Raw genomic sequence first — 16144 nt, 5'->3', positions numbered from 1 at the left:
ATTTCTCGCTGGGGTTGATGATGAGTCATAATAGGGACGCCTGGGTCAGCCAGCGCGCTTATTCACTGTGGGAATCGGAAGGCAGGCCGGAAGGGCGCGGGGAAAGCCATTGGGCGCAGGCGCTGCGGGAGTTCGAGCAGCTGGAGCTGACGAGGGCCTCGGCCGATGGAAACGATCTTATCGAGAGGCTGAAGGCGGCCGGGCGGCTGATGCGGGTCTATGACGAGGCAGCTCCCGCCGTCGACGACGACCGACAGTTGAAAGCGGCTCGTTAGACCCTACCGCCAACTCCTCAATTACTTAGCGGCATTGCAGGCGGCCGATCGGCCTTGACGGCAGGCGTCTTGCCACTTCGACGAAACCTTCATCAAGGAACATCGCAAGCGTTCCTGGATAGAGCTCGGCTCCGTTCGACGTGCGGGCCGCCTGATCGACAGGATATGCCTCGAGACATTCGGCTCCGTTTGTCCTTGCGAATTCGACGGCCTGGTTCAGTAGCAGCCGCGACAGGCCCTGCCGCCGGAACGGCTTGCGGACGATGAAGCAGTTGATCGACCAGACCGGTCTGTCATCGACCGGAGCAAAGGGTTTTGAGCGGCGCAGCCGGTCGAAAACGATGCGCGGCGCCACGCCGCACCAGCCGGCCGACTCATTCTGGTGATAGCCGAGAATGCCGGGCGGGCGCGGACCGCCGAGCAGGCTTCGAAACCAGCTGCGATTTCCTTCGCCCCATCCGGCCTTGTAATCGGCATTCGGAAGATACCAGTAAGCGCAGCGGCAATTGCCGCCGTCGGCGCAATCGTCGAAGACCGCTTCGATGTCGGCCAGGCGGTCGGCAGTGGCGGGGAAGAAGGAGAAGCGATCCTGCATGCGGGGCAAGTTATGGCGCGGGCAGGCGGTCGGCAAGGACCGCCTGTCTCGCCTGTCTCATGTTACCGACGGGCGGCCCAGCTCAGGCCGCGCCGGAGGATGAGGGGCATATAGGGATGGTCGAATTCGGCCGCGACATGGCCGAGAGCGGAATAGAAGATGCGGCCGGAGCCGAAATGGCGCTTGAAAACAACAGGCATCACGACATTTCGGGCCGCCGGATCGTAGGCGCCGGTGAAGGTGGTGGTCGCCAGGATTTCGACTGTCGGATCATAGTGCAGATAATATTGTTCCGAACGGTAGTCGAAATCGGGAATGCCTTCCATGACCGGATCGTCCTGGCGGGTGACGGCGACGCGAAAGTCGATGATGTTGCCGGGATGGGCGACCCAGGTGACGCCGGAGACATAGCGGAAGGGGGCGCTTTCCTTGAAGGAGGTGGCGAGCGCGCCGTGATGGCCGGCAAGCCCCAGCCCGCCGCGCACCGCTTCGACCAGGGCGCTAGCGTGAGGTTTTTCGAGCGTTTCGCCGGTGATGATCGGCACCAGAAGATCGGTCTTCGCAAGCGTCGGAGATCCGAATATGCCGAGATCATCGGTGACCTCGACCGTAAAATCGTCCTCGCGCAGGAGATCGGCGACGATATCAGCGCATTGCTCCGGCTCATGACCCTGCCAGCCGCCCCAAACGATGACTGCCTTCCTCATCTGCGCGCTCCCTGGCTGATTGCTGCGGACCGTTGCAGCATGATGGTGAAAGCCCCTTAAAACGGGCGGTCATGCAAATCACGCGAATAATTCTGGAAGGCGGCTGATCCAAACGAATTGCACGGAGGGCGGTCTCCGGCATTTGACGTATTGTGCGTTCACGCCTATCGCAATTCCTTCTTTTTATTGACGTGTATCTCGTCTAGGTTTCTTTCATCTCTCGCTAATAATAAGGGTGGTGCATGGCAGGTGAAACGGTTCTCGTGGTCGGCGGCGCCGGCTATATCGGCTCGCATACGTGTCTCGACCTGGCGAACAAGGGCTACAAGCCTGTCGTCTTCGATAATTTTTCGAACGGCCATCGCGAGTTCGTCAAATGGGGGCCGGCCGAGGAGGGCGATATTCGCGATCGCGCCCGGCTGGACGAGGTGCTCGGCAAACACAAGCCGGCGGCGATCCTGCATTTCGCCGCGCTGATCGAGGTCGGTGAATCGGTCAAGGATCCGGTTGCCTTTTATGAGAACAATGTCATCGGCACTTTGACGCTGCTTTCGGCGGCGCAGGCGGCCGGCGTCAACGCCTTCGTCTTCTCTTCCACCTGCGCCACCTATGGCCTGCCGCAGAGCGTGCCGCTCGACGAGAAGCACCGGCAGGTGCCGATCAACCCCTATGGGCGGACGAAATATATCGTCGAACAGGCGCTTGCCGATTACGACCAGTACAAAAGCCTGCGCTCGGTGGTGTTGCGTTATTTCAATGCCGCCGGCGCCGATTTCGAAGGCCGGATCGGCGAATGGCACCAGCCGGAGACGCATGCGATACCCCTGGCGATCGATGCGGCACTCGGCCGCCGCCAAGGCTTCAAGGTGTTCGGCAGCGATTACGAGACGCGCGACGGCACCTGCGTGCGCGACTATATCCATGTGCTGGACCTTGCCGATGCGCATGTGCGCGCCGTCGAATATCTGCTGAAGGGCGGGGATTCCGTCGCGCTCAACCTCGGCACCGGCACCGGCACGACGGTCAGGGAGTTGCTCGGCGCCATCGAGGACGTTTCGAACAGGCCTTTCCCGGTCGAATATATCGGCCGGCGCGAAGGCGATTCGCATACGCTGGTCGCCAATAACGACAAGGCGCGCGACGTGCTCGGCTGGGTGCCGCAATATGATCTGTCCGAGATCATTCGCTCCGCCTGGAACTGGCATGCCAAAACCAACCAGCATTGAAACACGGGATCGCCGGCCGAACATTCTGCTGATCACGGCGGACCAGTGGCGCGGCGATTGCCTGTCGGCTGTCGGTCATCCCTCAGTAAAGACACCAAATGTCGATGCGCTGGCGCGGGAGGGCACGCTCTTCCGGCGGCATTACGCCGGGGCCGCACCCTGCTCGCCGGCCCGGGCGACGCTCTATACCGGCCTCTATCAGATGAACCATCGCGTCTGCCGCAACGGTTCGCCGCTCGATGCCCGCTTCGACAATCTGGCGCTCGCGGCCCGGCGGGCGGGGTATGACCCGACCCTGTTCGGCTACACCGACACGGCGCCCGATCCGCGCGGGATGCACGCCAAGGATCCGCATCTGACGACATATGAAGGCGTGCTGCCGGGTTTTACCGCACGCCAGCTTCTGCCCGAGCATGAGAGACAATGGCTTTCCTGGCTCCGGTCCCGCGGCCATGCCAATGCCGTCAGCCGCGACATCCATATTCCAGTCGGTGCGCGCGCTGGCGAGATTTCCGATGCGGCACCGGCCTATTCCAGCGACGAGACCCAGACGGCGTTCCTGGCCGGCGAGTTCATGCGCTGGCTGGGCGAACAGGACAGGCCGTGGTTTGCGCATGTCTCTTTCCTGCGTCCGCATCCGCCATTCTCCGTGCCGGAGCCGTTCAACCGGATGTTCAAGCCCGGTGAGGGACCGGCTTTTGCGCGCGCTGTAGATCGCGATGCGGAACAGGCAAGTCATCCCTATCTCGCCTATGCCATGCCGCGCACCGGCAATGGCAACTTCATTCATGGCGCAACGGGATCGCTCAGCGAATGGAACGGCGAGGATTTCGGCGCGATCCGGGCGATCTATTACGGCATGATATCGGAGGTCGATGCTCAGCTCGGCCGGATCTGGCAGGCCCTGAAGGATGCCGACGCCTGGGACGATACGCTAATCGTCTTCACCTCGGATCACGCCGAGATGGCGGGCGATCACTGGACGCTGGGGAAGGGCGGCTTCTTCGACGGCAGCTATCATATTCCGCTTGTCATTCGCGACCCCTCAAGCGGTGCGGCCGGCGGGATCGTCGACGATTTCACCAGCGCTGCGGATGTTTTTCCGACCCTTTGCCAAAGGCTCGGCATCGAGGCGAAGAACGGGCTCGACGGCCGGTCTCTGATGCCGTTCGTCAGTGGCGGGAGCAGGGGCGGGAGCGCATCGGGCTGGCGGGACGCGGCATTCTGGGAGTTCGATTTCCGCGATATCGCCGAGGGCCAGGCCGAGCGGCATTTCGGGCTGAAGTCGAATGAATGCAATCTCGCGGTGATCCGCGATGCACGGTTCAAATATGTGCATTTTACCGCCTTGCCGCCGCTGCTCTTCAATCTCCGCGACGATCCGATGGAGCTCGACAATGTTGCATCGGATCCGGCCTATGCGGCGATCCGGCTTGAATATGCCGAAAGGCTGCTGTCGCTCCGAGCACGGCATCTCGATCAGACGCTCGCCTATACCGAGCTGACGGAAAAGGGGCCGGTGACGCGCCGGCCCTAGCGTCTTTTACCCGAGATAATCGCGCTTGCCGATCGGCGCACCTTGGTTGCGCAGGATGGCGTGGGCCGTCGCGACGTGGAAATAGAAGTTCGGCAGTGCGAAGACGGTGACATATTCGTCACCGGGCAGCACGATGCCGCTCTTGCCCGGCAGGGTGATCTCACGGCTTTCCGTGCCCTGCAGCGCGTCCTGGGAGAAGCCGGCGAGATAGGCTTCGGTCTTTGCCAGGCGCTCGCGCAGATCGTCGAAGGTCTTTTCATTATCCTCGAACTTCGGAGCGTCGGTGGCGGTCAGACGGGCGAGCGTGAATTTGGCGCTATCGCTGGCGCGCTGATATTGGCCGGAGAGCGGCAGCATGTCGGGCGCAAGGCGCGCGGCGACCAATATGGCAGGATCGATATTCTTCTCCTTGGCATAGGCCTCGGCCTTGTCGAGGTAGGTTTTCAGGCTGGTGAGGCCGCGCTGGAACATCGGAACGGTGAGGCGATACATCGAAATGGACATTTGTCCTGTCTCCAAAATCTTTAAATGACCGGCCGCGTCGGAATGTCGAAGACGCCTGCGGCCCTGGCGCTGTCTTTGACCTCCCATAGATGGATGCGCCCTTCCTCTTTCACAACAGAGGGAAATCAGGCGCCGATCGTTAAGCCCGCGACATTGCGCCTTTATCCTTACATCGTCGCTTCTAAAGAGGCTTGACGTCGTTCCCAGAAAATGGAATGAATATTCCGAAGAACAAATTTTACGGTTTGTTTGTTCCGTTTTGCGCCGCGGGAGAGGTGGCGCGGAGAATTGCGCTCCAAGGCAAATGCCTGGAGCTCCGGCGTGAGGAGGGTGCAGCCGGGCACCGCTTGTGGAGGAAGTGAAAATGAAAAAGTTTATCCTGGGCACTGCAATGGCGCTCGTCATGTCGACGGCCGCTCACGCAGAAACCGTCGGCGTCTCGATGGCGAAGTTCGACGACAACTTTCTGACCGTTCTGCGTAACGGCATGACCGATTATGCCAAGACGCTGAGCGGCGTGACCCTGCAGGTCGAAGACGCGCAGAACGACGTTTCCAAGCAGCAGAGCCAGATCCAGAATTTCATCGCCTCCAAGGTCGATGCAATCATCGTCAACCCGGTCGATACCGACGCGACGACGGCAATGTCGAAGCTCGCCGCCGATGCCGGCATTCCCTTGGTTTACGTCAACCGCCAGCCGGTCAACGTCGACACGCTGCCGGACAAGCAGGCCTTCGTCGCATCCAACGAGCAGGAATCCGGCACGCTGGAAACCAAGGAAATCTGCCGCATTCTCGGCGGTAAGGGCAAGGCCGTCGTTATCATGGGCGAGCTTTCCAACCAGGCTGCGCGCATGCGTACCCAGGACGTTCATGACGTCGTCAAGACCGATGAATGCAAGGGCCTGGAAATCGTCGAAGAGCAGACCGCCAACTGGGACCGCACCCAGGGCGCCGACCTGATGACCAACTGGCTCTCCAGCGGTATCGAATTCGACGCCGTGATCTCCAACAATGACGAAATGGCGATCGGCGCCATCCAGGCGCTGAAGGCTGCCGGCAAGGACATGACCAAGGTCGTCGTCGGCGGTGTCGACGCCACGCAGGACGCGCTTGCCGCCATGCAGGCCGGCGATCTCGACGTCACCGTCTTCCAGGACGCCGCCGGCCAGGGCAAGGGCTCGCTCGATGCGGCGCTGAAGCTCGCCAAGGGCGAAAAGATCGACAAGAAGGTCTATATTCCCTTCCAGCTCGTCACGCCTGAAAACGTCAAGGACTTCGTCACCAAGAACTGAGACGAGTGCCAACGGGATGCGGGCTCTGCCCGCATCCTTTCCGCCTGTCCGTATCCGGAGGAGATGATATGGCCGTCAGCCCGACAACCATGGCCGCCGTGCGTGCGAGCGGCGCAGTTCCGAATGCGGAATATCTGCTGAGCGCCGAAGGCGTTCGCAAGGAATTTCCCGGTGTCGTCGCCCTCGACGACGTGCAGTTCCGGCTGAAGCGCGCCTCCGTGCATGCGCTGATGGGCGAAAACGGCGCCGGCAAGTCGACATTGATGAAGATCCTCGCCGGCATCTACACGCCCGATAAGGGCGATATTCGCCTGAAAGGCATCGAGATCCAGTTGAAATCTCCGCTCGACGCGCTGGAGAACGGCATTGCGATGATCCATCAGGAATTGAACCTGATGCCGTTCATGACGGTCGCGGAAAATATCTGGATCCGCCGCGAACCGAAGAACCGCTTCGGTTTCGTCGACCACGGCGTGATGCATCGCATGACCGAAGAGCTGTTTGCCCGGCTCAATATAGCAATCGATCCCGATATCGAGGTCCGATTCCTGTCGGTCGCCAACCGCCAGATGGTCGAGATCGCCAAGGCGGTGTCCTATAATTCCGACGTGCTGATCATGGACGAGCCGACTTCGGCGCTGACCGAGCGCGAGGTCGAGCATCTTTTCCGCATCATCCGCGATCTCAGATCTCAGGGCATCGGCATCGTCTACATCACCCACAAGATGAACGAGCTTTTCGAGATCGCCGACGAGTTTTCGGTCTTCCGCGACGGCCGCTATATCGGTACCCACGCTTCGACCGACGTCACCCGCGACGACATCATCCGCATGATGGTCGGGCGCGAGATCACCCAGATGTTCCCCAAGGAGGAGGTGCCGATCGGCGAGGTCATGCTCTCCGTCAAGGATCTTTGCCTCAATGGTGTCTTCAAGGACGTCTCTTTCGAGGTGAGGGCGGGCGAGATCCTAGGGGTGGCCGGCCTTGTCGGGTCCGGGCGGTCGAATGTCGCCGAAACGCTGTTTGGCGTGACGCCGGCAAGCTCCGGCTCGATCGAGCTCTACGGCAAGCCGGTGACGATCTCTTCGCCGACCGAGGCCATCCGCCACCAGATGGCGTTCCTGACCGAGGACCGCAAGGATACCGGCTGCCTGCTGATCCTCGATATTCTCGAGAACATGCAGATCGCCGTTCTCCAGGACAGATACGTCAAGGGCGGTTTCGTGCAGCAGGGGGCCATCGAGGCAACCTGCGAAGACATGGCAAAAAAGCTGCGGGTGAAAACGCCAAATCTTTACGAGCGGGTGGAAAATCTTTCGGGCGGCAATCAGCAGAAAGTGCTGATCGGCCGCTGGCTGCTCACCAATCCGCGGATCCTGATCCTCGACGAGCCGACGCGCGGCATCGATGTCGGCGCCAAGGCGGAAATCCACCGGCTGGTGACGGAAATGGCGCGAAACGGCGTGGCGGTCATCATGATCTCGTCCGAGATGCCCGAGGTGCTCGGGATGAGCGACCGCATCATGGTCATGCATGAGGGGCGCGTGACCGGTTTCCTCAATCGCGATGAAGCAACGCAGATCAAGGTGATGGAGCTGGCTGCGCAGTGATGCGCCGTCGGCGATTGCCCAAGGGAGGTTTGATATGAGTACCAAGGCAGCAGAGGGCGCGGCTCCGCTCGCAACCCGGCAAAGACGGCGGCGCTTACCGACTGAGCTCAGCATTTTCCTCGTGCTCGTCGGCATAGCGCTCATCTACGAAGTGCTCGGCTGGATGTTCATCGGCCAGAGCTTCCTGATGAATTCGCAGCGCCTGACGATCATGATCCTGCAGGTCTCCGTCATCGGCATCATCGCCGTCGGCGTCACGCAGGTCATCATCACCGGCGGCATCGATCTTTCCTCGGGCTCGGTCGTCGGCATGACGGCGATGATCGCGACAAGTTTCGCCCAGTCGTCGACCTGGGGCCGGGCGGTCTTTCCCTCGCTGACCGATCTGCCGGCTGTCGTGCCGATCATGGTCGGCTTGCTGATCGGGGCTGCTGCGGGTCTGGCGAACGGCGCGCTCATTGCCTACACGAAAATCCCGCCGTTCATTGCAACGCTCGGCATGTTCGTTTCGGCTCGCGGTGTGGCGAAGTGGTATACGAAGGGGCAGCCGGTTTCCGGCATCACCGAGCAGTTCCACTTCATCGGAACCAAAGCCTGGCCGGTCGTCGTCTTCCTGGTCGTTGCGCTGATCTTTCACATTGCCCTGCGCTACACCCGTTATGGAAAGTTCACCTATGCCATCGGCGCGAACCCGCAGGCGGCGCGCGTTTCCGGCATCAACATCGAGGCGCACCTCGTCAAGGTCTATGTGATTGCCGGACTGCTTGCCGGCCTTGCCGGCATCGTCACGGCGGCACGCGCCGAAACCGCACAGGCCAGCATGGGCGTCGGATATGAACTCGATGCGATCGCCGCGACCGTCATCGGCGGCACTTCGCTCACCGGCGGCGTCGGGCGCATCACCGGCACCGTGATCGGCACCATCATCCTCGGCGTCATGACCTCGGGTTTCACTTTCCTCAGGATCGACGCCTATTACCAAGAGATCGTCAAAGGTCTCATCATCGTCGCCGCTGTCGTCATCGACGTCTACAGGCAGAAGAAGCGCCGCAAGCACTGACCTCAGATGGCATGATCCGATGATTTTAACGGGGGCTTCGGCCCTCGTTCCGTTTTTGCGCTGACGAAAAAAAGAAGTGGCGAATTCCGTCAGCTTTTCTATTCTGACGTTTCATTCGCGCTCTACAGCGGCGCGCGTCTGAAAAGACGCGCAAAGGACGCTGTAGCATTTTGAATGCTGCATAATTTATCCTTGAATCGATTCCGATTTAGGAATGACGAAGTAGGGCGGCGCAGGAAGACAGATGCAATTCGTATTTGACGGTCACAACGACGTTCTCCTTCGACTCTGGACACATTCAAAAGACGGCAGCGACCCCATCGCGGAATTCGCAGACGGCACGACGCTCGGCCATATCGATGTGCGGAGGGCCAGAGAGGGCGGCCTTTCGGGCGGTCTTTGCGCGATCTACATTCCCTCCGGCGACCTGGTCTTTGCCGATCCGGATGCCGACGGCCGTTATATCACGCCAATGGCGGCGCCTCTCGATCCGCTGCCTTCCCTTGCCATAGCCACTGAGATGGCGGCGATCGCGCTGCGGCTCGACCAGGCCGGCGCCTGGCGGCTCTGCCGGACGGTGAAGGATATCCGCAGCGCCATGGCGGACGATATATTTGCCGCCGTCATGCATATGGAAGGCTGCGAGGCGATCGGCGCCGATCTTGCGGCGCTCGAGGTATTCTATGCAGCCGGGCTGCGGTCGCTCGGGCCGGTATGGAGCCGGCACAATGTCTTCGGTTACGGCGTGCCCTTCGCCTTTCCGATGTCGCCGGACACAGCGCCCGGCCTCACCGATGCCGGCTTCGAGCTGGTGCGGGAATGCAATCGCCTCGGTATCGTGATCGACCTTGCCCATATCACCGAAAAAGGTTTCTGGGACGTGGCGAAGACGACGGACCAGCCGCTGGTCTCCAGCCATTCCAACGCCCATGCGCTGACGCCGGTCGCCCGCAATCTGACGGACAGGCAGCTCGATGCGATCCGCGAAAGCCGCGGGCTCGTCGGCATCAACTATGCCACCGCCATGCTGCGTCCCGATGGCCGCTCGGACAGCGATACGCCGCTTGCCGATATGATCCGCCACATCGACTATCTGGTGAACCGCATCGGCATCGATTGCGTGGGGCTCGGATCGGACTTCGACGGCGCCACAATTCCTGAGGAAATCGGCGACGCCGCCGGCAATCAGAAGCTGATTGCCGCTCTCCGGGAGGTTGGATATGGTGAAGCGGATCTCACGAAACTTGCCCGTGAAAATTGGCTTCGCATTCTGGCACAAGCTTGGCGGGAGGACCGCGCCTAAAGCGCCGCGCGCCTCTGGACGCGCCAGGAATGGACAATAGTTTAATGGGCATGACCGATAAAACGCTTCGTAATCAATCAAGAACAGGGGAACAGACCATGATGATCACCAAGCTCAGCCGCAATTTCCGCCTGCTTTCCGCAGGAGCCGCTCTTTCGCTGCTAATGATGGCCGCACCCTCGGCCTTTGCCGAGACGCCCAAGGATACGCTGGTCGAAGGTTTTGCCATCGATGATATCATCACGATGGATCCGGGTGAGGCGTTCGAGCTTTCGACCGCCGAAATCACCAGCAACAGCTACAGCCTGCTCGTCCGTCTCGACATGGACGACACCTCCAAGGTCAAGGGCGATCTGGCCGACAGCTGGAGCGTTTCCGATGATGGTCTCACCTATACGTTCAAGCTGAAATCGGGCTTGAAATTCGCCTCCGGCAACCCGATCACCGCCGAAGACGTCGCCTGGTCGTTCGAGCGCGCCGTCAAGCTCGACAAGAGCCCGGCCTTCATCCTTACCCAGTTCGGCCTGACCGGCGACAACGTCGTGGAAAAGGCCAAGGCGGCGGATGCCAATACCTTCGTCTTCACCGTCGACAAGGCCTATGCGCCGAGCTTCGTGCTCAACTGCCTGACGGCAACGGTCGCTTCCGTCGTCGACAAGAAGCTGGTGATGGAGCATGTGAAGGCGGTGACGCCCGATGCCGAGCACAAATACGACAATGATTTCGGCAATGAATGGTTGAAGACCGGTTATGCCGGTTCCGGCGCCTTCAAGCTGCGCGAATGGCGCGCCAATGAAGTGGTCGTGCTGGAGCGCAACGACAATTATTACGGCGACAAGGCGAAGCTCAATCGCGTCATCTATCGCTTTATGAAGGAAAGCTCGGCCCAGCGGCTGGCGCTCGAAGCCGGCGATATCGATATCGCCCGGAACCTCGAGCCTGGTGATATCGACGCCGTTTCGAAGAATGCCGATCTGGCGACGACGAGCGCGCCGAAGGGCACGATCTATTATGTCAGCCTCAACAACAAGAACGAGAACCTGAAGAAGCCGGAAGTTCAGGAAGCCTTCAAATATCTGGTCGACTACGATGCGATCGGCGCGACCTTGATCAAGGGTATCGGCGAAATCCATCAGACCTTCCTGCCGAAGGGCCAGCTCGGCGCACTCGACGAAAACCCCTACAAGCTCGATGTCGCCAAGGCCAAGGAACTGCTCGCCAAGGCCGGCGTCCCCGACGGCTTCTCGATCACCATGGACGTGCGCAACACGCAGCCGGTGACTGGCATCGCCGAATCCATGCAGCAGACGCTGGCGCAGGCCGGCGTGAAGATGGAAATCATCCCGGGCGACGGCAAACAGACGCTGACCAAGTACCGCGCCCGCACCCACGACATGTATATCGGCCAGTGGGGCTCGGACTATTTCGACCCGAATTCCAATGCCGACACGTTTACTGGCAATCCCGACAATTCCGATGCCGGCACGGTAAAGACGCTCGCGTGGCGCAATGCCTGGGAAGCGCCGGAGCTCGACAAGCAAGCCAAGGCAGCACTGCTGGAACGCGACGCCGCCAAGCGCGCCGCCATCTATCAGGATATCCAGAAGAAATACCTTGAAAACAGCCCCTTCGTCTTCATCTTCCAGCAGACCGAGGTGGCCGGTTATCGCAAAAGCGTGAAGGACTTCAAACTGGGTCCGAGCTTCGACACCAATTTCGTCGGTCCGATCGCCAAGGAATAGTCCGGCAGGATTGGTCGCTTGAGCATCGTCGGAACAACACAGGAGGCGCGGCCCCGAAAGGGCCGTGCTGAAGCGTTCGCAAAGGCGCTGGGGCGGTTTTTGTTTGCCGCCGTCACCACCTATTTCGGCCTTCTGGCCGTCACCTTCTTCATCGGCCGCGTCGTGCCGATTGATCCCGTGCTCGCCATCCTCGGCGACCGCGCGCCCCACCATGTCGTCGAGCGCGTGCGGCGGGAGATGGGCTTCGACCTGCCGCTCTATCAGCAGTTCTATATTTATGTGAAAGGCGTCCTGTCCGGCGATTTCGGCAATTCGGTGCTGACGACCAATCCTGTCATGGTCGATATTCGCCGGGCATTCCCGGCGACGGTCGAGCTCGCGACATTGGGAACACTGATCGGCGCTTTCGTTGGCGTGCCGCTTGGCGTGCTCGCCGCCGTGCGGCGCGGCAGTATCGCCGACCAGCTGGTGCGTGTCATCGGCCTGATCGGCTATTCGGTGCCGATCTTCTGGCTGGCGCTGATCTCGCTCGTCATCTTCTATGCGAAACTGCGCTGGGTCGCCTTTCCCGGCCGCATCGACATCGTCTTCGAATATACCTTCACGCCGATCACCGGATTCTACCTTCTGGACAGTGCCTGGCAGGGACAATGGGATGTCTTTTACGATGTCTTCCGCCACATCATCCTGCCGGCGTCGCTGCTCGGCTATTTCTCGCTTGCCTATATCAGCCGCATGACCCGCAGCTTCATGCTGAACGAGCTTTCGCAGGAATATATCGTTGCCGCGCGCGCCAAGGGGCTTTCGGAAACGCGGGTGATCTGGGGCCATGCACTGCGCAACGCCGCCGTGCCGCTGGTCACCGTCATTGCGCTCTCCTATGCCGGTCTGCTCGAAGGATCGGTGCTGACCGAGACCGTCTTTTCCTGGCCGGGCATCGGGCTCTACATTACCAATTCGCTGCAGAATGCCGATATGAATGCCGTGCTTGGCGGCACCATCGTCATCGGCACGGTTTTCATCGGCATCAATCTTCTGTCCGATCTTCTCTACCGGACGCTCGACCCGAGGACGAAAAACCGATGACGGCCCCTGCCAGCCCATCTCCAGCGATGAGCCGCCGCGAATGGCTGCTGTCCGACCGGCCGCAATCGCGCATGCAGGCCCGTCTCGGCCGCGCCTACGTCACCTGGCGGCAGTTCACCGCCAACCGGCTTGCCGTCGTCGGTCTGCTGATCATCGTGGCGCTGCTTTTCATCGCCGCTTTCGCCGACGTGCTGGCGACGCACAATCCTGTTGTCGGCGATCTGCGCAATGCCCGGCTGCTGCCGCCCGGGACGGGTGGATTCCTGCTCGGTTCGGATGACCAGGGCCGCGATATCTATTCGCGGCTGATCTACGGATCGCGTCTGACGCTGCTCGTCGTCGTGCTCGTCGCCGTCATCTCGGCGCCGGTCGGTCTGATCGTCGGCACGGTATCGGGTTATGCCGGAGGCTGGGTCGACGCGACGCTGATGCGCATCACCGATATTTTCCTCGCCTTTCCGAAGCTGGTGCTGGCGCTGGCCTTCGTCGCTGCTCTCGGTCCCGGCATCCAGAACGCGATCATTGCCATCGCCATCACATCCTGGCCGCCCTATGCCCGCATCGCGCGCGCCGAGACGCTGACGGTCCGGCGGTCCGATTATATTTCGGCGGTGAAGTTGATGGGCGCCTCGCCGCTGCGCATCGTCGTGCGCCATGTCATGCCGCTTTGCATTTCCTCGCTGATCGTGCGGGTGACGCTGGATATGGCGGGCATCATCCTGACGGCGGCCGGTCTCGGCTTCCTCGGCCTGGGGGCGCAGCCGCCGCTGCCGGAATGGGGTGCGATGATCGCCTCGGGCCGGCGTTTCATCCTCGATCAATGGTGGGTGGCGGGGATGCCCGGCATCGCCATCCTCATCGTCAGCCTCGGCTTCAATCTGCTTGGCGACGGCCTGCGGGACGCGCTCGATCCGAAGGAGAGCGGCCAGTGACGACACTTCTGACGGTCGACAAGCTCAAGGTCAGCTACCCCACGCGCACCGGCGTGATCGAGGCGGTGCGCGGCGTCTCCTTCACGCTCGGTAAGGAAAGGCTCGGCATCGTCGGCGAATCCGGTTCCGGCAAGTCGCAGACCGGCCGGGCGATCATGGGGTTGACACCGAAACACGCCGTCGTCACGGCCGACAAGCTCGATTTCAACGGTATCGATCTTATCAAGGCCTCGGCCGGTCAAAGGCGCAGGCTGCGCGGCAAGCGCATCGCCATGATCCTGCAGGATCCGAAATATTCGCTCGATCCGGTCATGACGATCGGGCGGCAGATCTGCGAAACGCTGCGCACACATGAAAAGGTCGGCAAGACGGAGGCGCGCGAACGGGCGCTCGCCATGCTGGAAGCGGTGCAGATCCGCGACCCGAAACGTGTCTTCGACCTGCATCCGCATGAGGTTTCGGGCGGCATGGGGCAGCGCGCGATGATCGCCATGATGCTGATCGCCGGCCCCGAACTGTTGATCGCCGACGAGCCGACCTCGGCGCTCGACGTGACGGTGCAACTCGATGTGCTCAGAATCATGGACAGGCTGGTGGCCGACCGCGGCATGGGGCTGATCTTCGTTTCCCATGATCTCAGGCTGGTCTCGTCCTTCTGCGACCGGGTGATCGTCATGTATGCCGGAAAGATCGTCGAGGAGTTGGCGGCTGCCGATCTCAAACATGCGCAGCATCCCTATACGCAAGGGCTGCTGAACTGCATGCCCGAGATCGGTCAGAACCGTCATCCGCTGCCGGTGCTCGACCGCAGGCCGGAGTGGGCGGCATGAGCGCAGCTGTCGAGACCGACAATCTCAGTGTGGTCTACGATCATTTTCACGCGCTGAAGGATGTCAGCGTCACCATCGAGGGCGGCGAATCCTTCGGTCTCGTCGGCGAATCCGGCTCGGGAAAGTCGACCTTGCTGCGGGCCGTGGCCGGGCTTGCGCCGATCAGTGGCGGCGCGATCCACATCGATGGCGAAGCACTGAGGGGCTCGAAGCGCAGCAAATCTTTCTATCGGCGCGTGCAGATGGTCTTCCAGGACCCCTATGGTTCGCTGCATCCGCGCCAAACCATCGACCGGCTGCTGCTCGAGCCGCTGGCGATCCATGGCATTGCCGACAGCGAGACGCGCATCGAACGCGCGCTCGACGAGGTCGGCCTCGGCAACGGTTTCCGTTTCCGCTACCCGCACCAGCTCTCCGGCGGCCAGCGGCAGCGCGTGGCGATCGCCCGGGCACTGATCGTCGAGCCGTCGATCCTGCTGCTCGACGAGCCGACATCGGCGCTCGATGCCTCGGTGCAGGCCGAAGTGCTGAACCTGCTGGAGCAAATCCGGCGCGACCGCAAGCTCACCTTCGTGATGGTCAGCCATGACCTCGGCGTCGTCACCCATATGTGCGAAAGGCTGGCGGTGATGCGCAACGGCGCCGTCGTCGAGCGGCTGAGCTCTCGGGCATTGGCGGAGGGTGCGGTTCATGAGGACTACACGAGAAATTTGATGATCGCCAGCAAAGGCTTCGTCAAAGCCTGAAAGGTAATCTTTTCAATTCTTTGAAAAGAAGAGAGCGGCGGCGGCGTTAAGGATAATGCTTCCCTAAAAGACGACCATTCAGCTAGACTATTGACAGGCGCCCCGCTTCTGTCATGATCCTGTTAACGATTGTTAGCTTTCGTGATCGATGGAGGTTGAGGCATGTTCTTTCTCGGTGGGATGACCATGGGCTACCTCGATCCGCCGGTTAAAGCCGATCGTCGGGAACAGGTTTCGGTCTCCATGCCTGCGGAAAAGGACCGTCGACTGATCGAGGTCCCCGCCAACCCGTCTCAGACCGAAGACGCCGTCGAGCGCTCGTTGATCTGGGCATGGCGCACGCTCTGCTAAAAAAGCAGGCTGCCAAAAAGGCGGTGCTGCTGAAAGGGCTGGTTGAATTTTCTCTTTCGTTCGCTCTGGACGGAAATTTATCTCTACCTACTTGATAGAGAATATACGAATATCAACGCGAGCCGCACAACCGGCCGCATGAAAAACAACGGAGGCGACATATGGCAGATCTGGGTATTTCGCATGCTCACGTGACCCAGTACGGTTCCGTAGAGACCAAGAAGCCGATGACCACGCGCCACAGGCTTCAAACGGTGCTCCATGGAGCAATCTTCACGGCGGCATTCCTGTTCGTCGTGGCCATGGTTTGCGGGGTCGTCGGCTGATCGGCTGATGATAGACGCCG

The 16144-nt window shown here is 60.9% G+C and carries 17 protein-coding genes; 14 read left to right on the top strand and 3 right to left on the bottom strand.

Features of this window, described 5'->3' with window-relative positions:
- Positions 1 to 20: 20 nt before the first annotated feature.
- Positions 21 to 275: a DUF2934 domain-containing protein gene (locus tag RLEG4DRAFT_RS32230; RefSeq protein WP_037094962.1), complete on the top strand. Its 255-nt coding sequence runs from the start codon at positions 21 to 23 to the stop codon at positions 273 to 275.
- A gap of 25 nt (positions 276 to 300) precedes the next feature.
- Here the strand turns inward: RLEG4DRAFT_RS32230 and RLEG4DRAFT_RS32225 are convergent, their stop codons facing one another.
- Positions 301 to 870 carry a GNAT family N-acetyltransferase gene (locus tag RLEG4DRAFT_RS32225; protein WP_037094959.1) on the bottom strand — a complete coding sequence of 190 codons (570 nt, stop codon included), beginning with the start codon at positions 868 to 870 and terminating at the stop codon, positions 301 to 303.
- 62 nt (positions 871 to 932) lie between these two features.
- Positions 933 to 1577: a ThuA domain-containing protein gene (locus RLEG4DRAFT_RS32220; protein WP_003583106.1), complete on the bottom strand. Its 645-nt coding sequence runs from the start codon at positions 1575 to 1577 to the stop codon at positions 933 to 935.
- A 242-nt stretch (positions 1578 to 1819) separates the two neighbouring features.
- On the opposite strand from RLEG4DRAFT_RS32220, the gene galE reads away from it, so the two are divergent.
- A complete protein-coding gene (galE, locus tag RLEG4DRAFT_RS32215) occupies positions 1820 to 2803 on the top strand; it encodes a UDP-glucose 4-epimerase GalE (protein WP_003583105.1) in 984 nt (327 codons plus the stop codon).
- Positions 2781 to 4340 (top strand): alkaline phosphatase family protein, encoded by a 1560-nt coding sequence (locus RLEG4DRAFT_RS32210; RefSeq protein WP_003583102.1) that lies wholly within the window; start codon positions 2781 to 2783, stop codon positions 4338 to 4340. Before galE ends, RLEG4DRAFT_RS32210 begins: the two co-directional genes overlap by 23 nt.
- 6 nt (positions 4341 to 4346) lie before the next feature.
- On the opposite strand, the gene RLEG4DRAFT_RS32205 is transcribed toward RLEG4DRAFT_RS32210, so the two are convergent.
- Positions 4347 to 4844 (bottom strand): DUF1993 domain-containing protein, encoded by a 498-nt coding sequence (locus tag RLEG4DRAFT_RS32205; RefSeq protein WP_003583100.1) that lies wholly within the window; start codon positions 4842 to 4844, stop codon positions 4347 to 4349.
- Between the two features lie 364 nt (positions 4845 to 5208).
- Here RLEG4DRAFT_RS32205 and RLEG4DRAFT_RS32200 point away from each other — a divergent pair, with 364 nt between their 5' ends.
- From RLEG4DRAFT_RS32200 to RLEG4DRAFT_RS41055, 11 genes are all read left to right on the top strand, one after another.
- On the top strand, positions 5209 to 6138 hold the full coding sequence (locus RLEG4DRAFT_RS32200) for a sugar ABC transporter substrate-binding protein (RefSeq protein ID WP_003583098.1): 930 nt from the start codon (positions 5209 to 5211) through the stop codon (positions 6136 to 6138).
- Between the two features lie 68 nt (positions 6139 to 6206).
- Positions 6207 to 7748 (top strand): sugar ABC transporter ATP-binding protein, encoded by a 1542-nt coding sequence (locus RLEG4DRAFT_RS32195; protein ID WP_003583095.1) that lies wholly within the window; start codon positions 6207 to 6209, stop codon positions 7746 to 7748.
- Positions 7749 to 7782: 34 nt separating this feature from the next.
- The gene (locus tag RLEG4DRAFT_RS32190) at positions 7783 to 8808 is read left to right on the top strand and encodes an ABC transporter permease (RefSeq protein ID WP_003583093.1); all 1026 of its coding nucleotides are present in this window, start codon (positions 7783 to 7785) and stop codon (positions 8806 to 8808) included.
- Positions 8809 to 9052: 244 nt separating this feature from the next.
- On the top strand, positions 9053 to 10111 hold the full coding sequence (locus RLEG4DRAFT_RS32185) for a dipeptidase (protein ID WP_003583091.1): 1059 nt from the start codon (positions 9053 to 9055) through the stop codon (positions 10109 to 10111).
- A 98-nt stretch (positions 10112 to 10209) separates the two neighbouring features.
- Positions 10210 to 11853, top strand: coding sequence for an ABC transporter substrate-binding protein (locus tag RLEG4DRAFT_RS32180; protein ID WP_003583089.1), 1644 nt, complete (start codon positions 10210 to 10212; stop codon positions 11851 to 11853).
- 18 nt (positions 11854 to 11871) lie between these two features.
- A complete protein-coding gene (locus RLEG4DRAFT_RS32175; protein WP_003583087.1) occupies positions 11872 to 12939 on the top strand; it encodes an ABC transporter permease in 1068 nt (355 codons plus the stop codon).
- Complete coding sequence (locus RLEG4DRAFT_RS32170) at positions 12936 to 13871, top strand: ABC transporter permease (protein WP_003583086.1); 936 nt, start codon at positions 12936 to 12938, stop codon at positions 13869 to 13871. Before RLEG4DRAFT_RS32175 ends, RLEG4DRAFT_RS32170 begins: the two co-directional genes overlap by 4 nt.
- Complete coding sequence (locus RLEG4DRAFT_RS32165) at positions 13868 to 14701, top strand: ABC transporter ATP-binding protein (RefSeq protein ID WP_003583083.1); 834 nt, start codon at positions 13868 to 13870, stop codon at positions 14699 to 14701. The genes RLEG4DRAFT_RS32170 and RLEG4DRAFT_RS32165 overlap by 4 nt, the downstream gene beginning before the upstream one ends.
- Positions 14698 to 15447, top strand: coding sequence for an ABC transporter ATP-binding protein (locus RLEG4DRAFT_RS32160; protein ID WP_003583081.1), 750 nt, complete (start codon positions 14698 to 14700; stop codon positions 15445 to 15447). Before RLEG4DRAFT_RS32165 ends, RLEG4DRAFT_RS32160 begins: the two co-directional genes overlap by 4 nt.
- 162 nt (positions 15448 to 15609) lie before the next feature.
- Complete coding sequence (locus RLEG4DRAFT_RS32155; protein ID WP_003583080.1) at positions 15610 to 15798, top strand: hypothetical protein; 189 nt, start codon at positions 15610 to 15612, stop codon at positions 15796 to 15798.
- 161 nt (positions 15799 to 15959) lie between these two features.
- Positions 15960 to 16124: a hypothetical protein gene (locus RLEG4DRAFT_RS41055; protein ID WP_003583078.1), complete on the top strand. Its 165-nt coding sequence runs from the start codon at positions 15960 to 15962 to the stop codon at positions 16122 to 16124.
- Positions 16125 to 16144 lie beyond the last annotated feature (20 nt).

The organism is Rhizobium leguminosarum bv. trifolii WSM2297, from assembly GCF_000271845.1.
This window is presented reverse-complemented; position numbering and strand designations above follow the sequence as displayed.